At 70.9% G+C, this 7,479-nt stretch carries 5 protein-coding genes; 4 read left to right on the top strand and 1 reads right to left on the bottom strand.

The window, feature by feature from the left end; all coding sequences use genetic code 11:
• Window positions 1–117: 117 nt before the first annotated feature.
• Complete coding sequence (locus tag AB0915_RS37300; protein ID WP_366695586.1) at window positions 118–1,953, bottom strand: bifunctional metallophosphatase/5'-nucleotidase; 1,836 nt, start codon at window positions 1,951–1,953, stop codon at window positions 118–120.
• A 331-nt stretch (window positions 1,954–2,284) separates the two neighbouring features.
• Between AB0915_RS37300 and mshD the strand changes: the two genes are divergently transcribed.
• The 4 genes from mshD to AB0915_RS37280 all read left to right on the top strand — a co-directional run bounded on the left by mshD (window position 2,285) and on the right by AB0915_RS37280 (window position 7,278).
• Window positions 2,285–3,220 carry a mycothiol synthase gene (mshD, locus tag AB0915_RS37295; RefSeq protein WP_366695584.1) on the top strand — a complete coding sequence of 312 codons (936 nt, stop codon included), beginning with the start codon at window positions 2,285–2,287 and terminating at the stop codon, window positions 3,218–3,220.
• A 386-nt stretch (window positions 3,221–3,606) separates the two neighbouring features.
• Window positions 3,607–5,862 (top strand): RNA degradosome polyphosphate kinase, encoded by a 2,256-nt coding sequence (locus tag AB0915_RS37290; RefSeq protein ID WP_366695582.1) that lies wholly within the window; start codon window positions 3,607–3,609, stop codon window positions 5,860–5,862.
• Window positions 5,849–6,877 carry a CHAD domain-containing protein gene (locus AB0915_RS37285; RefSeq protein WP_366695580.1) on the top strand — a complete coding sequence of 343 codons (1,029 nt, stop codon included), beginning with the start codon at window positions 5,849–5,851 and terminating at the stop codon, window positions 6,875–6,877. The genes AB0915_RS37290 and AB0915_RS37285 overlap by 14 nt, the downstream gene beginning before the upstream one ends.
• The gene (locus AB0915_RS37280) at window positions 6,874–7,278 is read left to right on the top strand and encodes an NUDIX hydrolase (RefSeq protein WP_366695578.1); all 405 of its coding nucleotides are present in this window, start codon (window positions 6,874–6,876) and stop codon (window positions 7,276–7,278) included. Before AB0915_RS37285 ends, AB0915_RS37280 begins: the two co-directional genes overlap by 4 nt.
• Window positions 7,279–7,479: the final 201 nt, after the last annotated feature.

Here is a 7,479-nt window from a genome sequence, read left to right as displayed (position 1 = left end):
GGGAGCGGACCGCCCAGTGGACGACGGCCACGGTGAGGACGAGATAGCCGAGCGCGAGCCAGTACACCACCGCCCCGCTCACTCACCCGCGTACGGGCACTGCGTGTCCCGCAGGACCTACTGAACGACCGTGATCCGGTCCGTGGCCGGCGGGGCCAGCGGCGCCGCCGCCGACGAGTGGGCCGACAGGTACGCGTTGAACAGGTCCAGGTCGGAGGCACCGACCAGCTTGTTGGTGCCCTGGCCGAGTGCCGCGAAGCCGTCGCCGCCGCCCGCGAGGAACTCGTTCATCGCGACGCGGTATGTCTTGGCCGGGTCGATCGCCGCACCGTTCAGCTTGATCGTGTCGACGACGACGCGAGCCGCTCCGGTCTTCGTCATGTCCAGCGTGTAGGTGAGCCCCTTGGACACCTGAAGGATCTTCGGGCTGGCCTCGTTGGAGCCGCTGACCTGCTGCTGGAGTGCGGTGATCAGCTGGGCGCCGGTCAGGTCGACGACGTTCATCATGTTGGTGAAGGGCTGCACGGTGAAGGACTCCCCGTACGTCACCACCCCGTCGCCCTCACTGCCGGTCGCCTTGTACACCAGGTCCGCGCGGATACCGCCCGGGTTCATGAAGGCGACGACCGCCCCGCCCTTGTCCGCCGGGGCCAGGCCCTCGAGCTGCGCGTCGGCGATCAGGTTGCCGAGCGGCTTCTCGGGGGCCGTGGAACCGCGGCCGTTGATGTCGGCGGAGATGTAGCCCTGCGGCCTGTTCGCGATGGGGGCCGCCAGGGTGTTCCAGCGGGCGATCAGGGCCGTCATGTCGGTGGCCTTGGGCTGGTCCCGGGTGACGATGTGGTTCGCCGAGGTCGGGTTCGAGGAGTTCGACGACTTCACCGACGTACGCACGATGTCCTGGGTGCGGCGGTCGTACGTGAGGGTCGTGTCCGTGTACAGCTTGCCGAACGACGAGGCCGAGGTGACCAGGCGCGGGTTGCCCGCCGGGTCCGGCACGGTGCACACGTACGCCTGGTGCGTGTGGCCCGTGACCAGCGCGTCGACCTTCGGGCTGATGCCCTTGGCTATGTCCGCGATCGGCCCGGAGATGCCGTCGCCGGCGCCGGGGCTGTCGCAGTCGTAGTTGTACGAGGAGGAGGCGGGAGCCCCGCCCTCGTGGATGAGCGCGACGATGGACTTCACGCCCTGGCGGTCGAGCTCCTTGGCGTACTTGTTGACCGTCTCGATCTCGTCGTGGAACTTCAGGCCCTTGACGCCGTTGGCGGTGACGATGTTCGGCGTGCCCTCCAGGGTCACCCCGATGAAGCCGATCTTGACGCCGTTCTTCTTCCACACCGTGTACGGCTTGAGGATCGGCTTTCCGGTCTTCTCGTCCGTCACGTTGGCGGCGAGATACGGGAAGTCGGCGCCCCCGAACTTCTTGTCCTTCTCGTAGCACCCCTCGACCGGGTGGCAGCCGCCGTTCTGCAGACGGGCCAGCTCGGTGGCGCCCTCGTCGAACTCGTGGTTGCCGACCGTCGTCACATCGAGGTCGATCTTGTTGAGCGCCTCGATGGTCGGCTCGTCGTGGAAGAGACCGGACAGCAGCGGGCTCGCGCCCACCATGTCACCACCGGCCGCGGTGATGGAGTAGGGGTGGCCCTGGCGCGCGGCGCGCAGCGAGGACGCGAGGTACTCGACACCACCGGCCGGAATCGCCTTCGTCGTACCGTCGGCCTGCTTCTCGGTGACCGTGCCGGCCGACCCGGCCGGCGGCTCCAGATTGCCGTGCAGGTCGTTGAAGGAGAGCAGCTGGACGTCGACGGTGTTGGCGGGCTCGTGGTGCCCTTGGCCTTGATCGCGGCTCTGGGCATCGGCCGGCATTGCGGCGACGAGCGCGCCGACGGTGGCCAGCCCGGCCGCGGCGGCGAGCACTCGCCTCGACGCACGGTTCTTGTGCGGTGTCGCTGACATCGGTCCCCTTGTGAATTCAGCGGGAGGGTTCGGCCGCAGCCTAGAGTCAACGCGCGTAGCGCGACAGGTGTTTCGAGTTACGAACTGGTTGCCTTGTGGTCAGTAAGGGTGCCTATCACCGCACTTCACCCCTACGGCACCCATATGCGGGCAGGAACGTCACGGCCTACAGGTCACCGCGGTCCGGTACGTCAGGGCCGACGGGCCGGGACCGGCCGACCGCCGCGCTCACCCCGCGAAGGCGGTCCGACCCGCACCGCACACCGCCGATCGAGGCCGCAACGCCCCGCTCCGCCCCACCAGCACCCCGCCCCGCCGTACGCTCGTACGCATGACGACTGATGTACCCCTCCCCGCTCCGGGACGCGAGATCCAGACGCTCGACGAGCTCTCTCCCGACCAGGCCGGAGCCGTCCTCGACCTGCTCGGCGAGGCGGCCCGCGCCGACGGCAGGCCCGCGGTCTCCGAGCAGGGGCGACTGCAACTGCGGGGCGGGCGCCGGGAGGGCGTACGGCACCTTCTGCTCACCAGCACGGGAACCCTCGTCGGGTACGCACAGCTCGAGGACACCGACCCCGTCGAGGCGCCCGCCGCCGAGCTCGTCGTGCATCCCGCGCACCGCGGGCAGGGGCACGGCCGTGCGCTGGGCGCCGCGCTGCTCGCCGCGACCGGGAAGCGGCTGCGCGTATGGGCGCACGGCGGGAAGTCCGCCGCCCGCCATCTCGCCCAGGTCCTGGGCCTTTCCCTCTTCCGCGAGCTGCGCCAGCTGCGCCGCCCGCTGAGCCCGCTGGACATCCCCGAGCCCGTACTGCCGCCGGGCGTCACCGTCCGTACCTTCGTGCCCGGCCAGGACGACGCCGCCTGGCTCGCCGTGAACAGTGCCGCGTTCGCCCACCACCCCGAGCAGGGATCGCTCACCCAGCGCGACCTGGACGACCGCAAGGGCGAGCCCTGGTTCGACCCGAAGGGGTTCTTCCTGGCCGAGCGCGAGACCGAGGGCGGGACCGAGCTGGTCGGCTTCCACTGGACGAAGGTGCACGCCGAGGAGCAACTCGGCGAGGTGTACGTCGTCGGCATCCGGCCCGACGCGCAGGGCGGTGGTCTCGGCAAGGCGCTCACCGCGATCGGGCTGCGCCACCTCGCCGCCGAGGGGCTGCCGACCGCGATGCTCTACGTCGACGCGGACAACACGGCGGCCCTGGCCGTGTACGAGCGGATGGGCTTCGTCACCCATGAGGTGGATCTGATGTACCGCGCGGAGTCCTGAGCCCGCACAACGTCCCCGGGGCGGCGTCGCTTGACGCCGCCCCTCTTTCCGGCAGGCTCCTCGCCGCCGCTGCCGTCGCCCTCGCCTTCCGGGTACTGCGCCGAGGCCACGGCTGATCCGCCCCGGTCGTCGGGGTCCGGGCCGCAAAAAGGGGGCGGTCCGGACCCCGCACACGCAGCGCGACACCGCAACCCGCACCGCACACCGCTTCCTGCACGTCATGTCACCGTTACCGGCCATTCAGACGCGCTTGCGACCCTCTCAGGATGCAGCCAGCTGTGCCGACCCCCCGCAACGGGAGAAAATCCGGCAAGGACCCCGGGTTTTCCGCGATCTCCGCCCCTTCCGACGCGCCCCAAAAGCCTTCCGCGCGGAACAATAGGGCCATGAGCCAGTCGCCCAGCTCCGAGGTCCCGGTCCAGCCCGCCGCACAGCCGTCGGTCGGCTCTCTCGCCGCGCACCGGCCGCATGCCGTCGCATCCGCGAAATACGCGGGAGCCGGTCTTTCCATGGCCGCCGACCTCGATTTCGATCTCGACGCCGACGTGGACGTGTACGAACCCGACGTCGACGGCAGCGAGCTGCCGCAGGGCCGCTTCCTGGACCGGGAGCGCAGTTGGCTCGCATTCAACGAACGGGTGCTGGAGCTCGCCGAGGACCCGGCGACACCCCTCCTCGAACGAGCGAATTTCCTCGCGATCTTCGCCTCTAACCTGGACGAGTTCTTCATGGTCCGGGTGGCCGGCCTCAAGCGCCGTATCGCCACCGGCGTCGCCACCCGCTCCGCGTCCGGTCTGCAGCCCCGCGAGGTCCTCGACCTGATCTGGACCCGGTCCCGCGAACTCATGGCCCGGCACGCCGCGTGCTACCAGCAGGACATCGCGCCCGCACTGTCCGACGAGGGCATCCAGCTGATCCGCTGGCCGGAGCTGACCGAGAAGGAACAGGCCCGCCTGTTCACCTTCTTCCGGCAGCGGGTCTTCCCCGTACTGACGCCGCTGGCCGTCGACCCGGCGCACCCGTTCCCGTACATCTCGGGCCTCTCGCTCAACCTCGCGGTCGTCGTACGCAACCCGGTCAGCGGCCACCGCCACTTCGCCCGCGTCAAGGTGCCGCCGCTGCTGACCCGGTTCCTGGAGGCGTCACCGCAGCGCTACGTGCCCATCGAGGACGTCATCGCGGCGCATCTGGAAGAGCTCTTCCCCGGCATGGAGGTACTCGCCCACCACATGTTCCGGGTCACCCGGAACGAGGACCTCGAAGTCGAGGAGGACGACGCCGAGAACCTGCTCAAGGCCCTGGAGAAGGAGCTCATGCGGCGTCGCTTCGGCCCGCCGGTGCGCCTGGAGGTCGAGGAGTCCATCGACCCGTACGTGCTCGACCTGCTGGTCCGCGAGCTGAAGGTGTCCGACGCCGAGGTCTACCCGCTGCCCGGACCGCTCGACCTCACCGGGCTGTTCGGCATAGCGTCACTGGACCGCCCGGAGCTGAAGTACCCCAGGTTCATCGCGGGCACCCACCGCGATCTCGCCGAGGTCGAGTCCTCCTCGGCGCCCGACGTCTTCGCCGCGCTCCGCGAACGCGATGTGCTGCTGCACCACCCGTACGACTCGTTCTCCACCTCCGTCCAGGCGTTCCTGGAGCAGGCGGCGAGCGACCCGGACGTGCTCGCGATCAAGCAGACGCTGTACCGGACCTCGGGCGACTCGCCGATAGTCGACGCCCTGATCGACGCCGCCGAGTCCGGCAAGCAGGTCCTCGTCCTCGTCGAGATCAAGGCCCGCTTCGACGAGCAGGCCAACATCAAGTGGGCACGCAAGCTGGAGGAGGCGGGCTGCCATGTGGTCTACGGCCTCGTCGGGCTGAAGACGCACTGCAAGCTCTCCCTCGTCGTCCGCCAGGAGGGCGACACGCTACGCCGCTACTCGCACGTCGGCACCGGCAACTACCACCCCAAGACCGCGCGGCTGTACGAGGACATCGGCCTGCTGACCGCCGACCCGCAGGTCGGGGCGGACCTCTCCGACCTCTTCAACCGGCTCTCCGGCTACTCCCGCCGCGAGACGTACCGCCGCCTCCTCGTCGCCCCCAGGTCCCTGCGCGACGGACTGATCTCCCGGATAAACAAGGAGATCGCGCACCAGCGGGCCGGTCGCCCCGCCTACGTACGGTTCAAGGTCAACTCGATGGTCGACGAAGCGATCATCGACGCCTGCTACCGGGCCGCCCAAGCGGGCGTTCCGGTGGACATCTGGGTACGCGGCATCTGCGCGATCCGCCCCGGCGTCACCGGCCTCTCCGAGAACATCCGGGTCCGCTCGATACTGGGCCGCTTCCTCGAACACTCCCGGATCTTCTCGTTCGGCAACGGCGGCGAACCCGAAGTGTGGTTCGGCAGCGCCGACATGATGCACCGCAACCTCGACCGCCGGATCGAAGCACTGGTCCGGGTCACCGACCCCGCCCACCGTGCCGCGCTCAGCCGACTCCTGGAGACCGGCATGGCCGACACCACCTCCTCCTGGCACCTCGGTCCCGACGGGAACTGGAACCGGCACGCCACGGACGGGGACGGCCAGCCGCTGCGGCACGTACAGGAAATGCTCATTGACGCCCGGAGGCGCCGGCGTGCAACGCCCTGACCACCAGACGACGACCCGGACGGACGTGTCCGCGGGCGCGATCCTCGCCCCCTACCTGCAGGAACAGGCCGCGAACTTCCTTCGCAGCCTGCGCCTGCACCGCGAGAGCAGCGCCCCCACGGACGCCGGGACACTCGCCGCCGAGCAGGCCGCCGGTGCACTGCGCCGCTCGGCCCGCCGTATCAGCGGCACCCTGCACACCTTCCGGTCGGCACTCGAACCCGGCTGGGCCGAGCAGCTCCGTACGGAACTGGCCTGGCTCTCCGGCACACTGGCCCGCGAGCACGCGTACGCGACCCGGCTGACCCGGCTCCTCGAAGCGCTGCACGTTCTGTCCGGCACCTCGCCGCCGCCCCGCACCCAGTGGACCGCCTCCGGCACCGATCTCGATGTCACCCAGCACGACGCCGCGCAGGCCAAGGAACGCGCCGCACTCGGCGTCGGCGCGGCCAGGGCCGGGGCGCTTCTCGAACGGCAGCTCACCCTCGCCAGGACCCGCGCCCACTCGGCGGCCCTCCAGGCGCTCGGCTCGTCCCGGTTCCACGCGGTCGCCGACGCGGTCGCCCTGCTCGCCTCCGAGGTCCCGCTCTCCGCCGCGGCCACGGCCCCGGCCGCCGAGATGCTGCACGGGCCCGCGGACCGGGCCGAGCAGCGGCTGCTCAGTGCGGTGGCCACGCTCCCGTCCGACGAGACGGTCGAGCCGTACAACGAGGCGCACGACGCGCCCTGGCACCAGGCCCGCCTTCTGCTGCGACTGCACCGGTACGCCCACGAGGTGGTACGCGGCGCCCCCGACCCGGTCCTGGTCGCCCCCGGACACGCGCTCGACCTGCACCGGGACGCGGCGGAGGCAGCCGCGGCAGCGGCATCGGCGGCCCGTACGCCGAGGATCGCGCCGGCCACCGCCTACGCCCTGGGGGTGCTCCACGCCGACCAGCGGCACGAGGTGGAGGCGGCCCGCGGGGCATTCCGGGAGACCTGGCCGTACACGGCGGCGGCTGTGACCACGCCATGAGCGGCGGGCTCGTACAGGCTGCGGGGTGTGTGCTGTGGCGCCGGTCGGAGCACTCCGGGGAGCTCGAGATCTGCCTGGTCCACCGGCCCCGTTACGACGACTGGTCACATCCGAAGGGCAAGCTCAAGCGCGGCGAGCCGGCCATCGACGCCGCTGTGCGCGAGGTTCTGGAGGAAACCGGCCACCACTGCACACCGGGGCCCCCGCTGCCCACGGTCCGGTACCTCGCGAACGACCGCCCCAAGGAAGTCCTGTACTGGGCGGCCGAGGCGACGGACGGCGTATTCGTCCCCAACGACGAGGTGGACCGCATCGTCTGGCTCCCCCCGGAAGCGGCCCGCACCCACCTGACCCAGCCCCGCGACCGCGATCTGCTGGACGCGCTGCTGATCAGCGGGTGAGCGCGTGCGGGGTTGCCCCGGCGGGCGGGGTGTTTCTCGTCCCCGGGTCCGGGGTGGGGGGTCGCCCTGGCGGGCGGTGCGGTTCTCGTCCCCGGGTCCGGGGTGCGGGGTCGCCCTGGCGGGCGGTGCGGTTCTCGTCCCCGGGTCCGGGGTGAGGGGTCGCCCTGGCGGGCGGTGCGGTTCTCGTCCCCGGGTCCGGGG

The organism is Streptomyces sp. NPDC048411, from assembly GCF_040704695.1.
In the GTDB taxonomy this organism is placed as follows: domain Bacteria; phylum Actinomycetota; class Actinomycetes; order Streptomycetales; family Streptomycetaceae; genus Streptomyces.
The sequence above is the reverse complement of the archived record's forward strand: the minus strand, read 5'-3'. Positions and strand labels throughout refer to the sequence as shown.

Coding starts and splice junctions, on each gene's coding strand:
- AB0915_RS37300 (WP_366695586.1), bottom strand. CDS start 1,953: ATGTCAGCGACACCGCACAAGAACCGTGCGTCGAGGCGAGTGCTCGCC.
- mshD (WP_366695584.1), top strand. CDS start 2,285: ATGACGACTGATGTACCCCTCCCCGCTCCGGGACGCGAGATCCAGACG.
- AB0915_RS37290 (WP_366695582.1), top strand. CDS start 3,607: ATGAGCCAGTCGCCCAGCTCCGAGGTCCCGGTCCAGCCCGCCGCACAG.
- AB0915_RS37280 (WP_366695578.1), top strand. CDS start 6,874: ATGAGCGGCGGGCTCGTACAGGCTGCGGGGTGTGTGCTGTGGCGCCGG.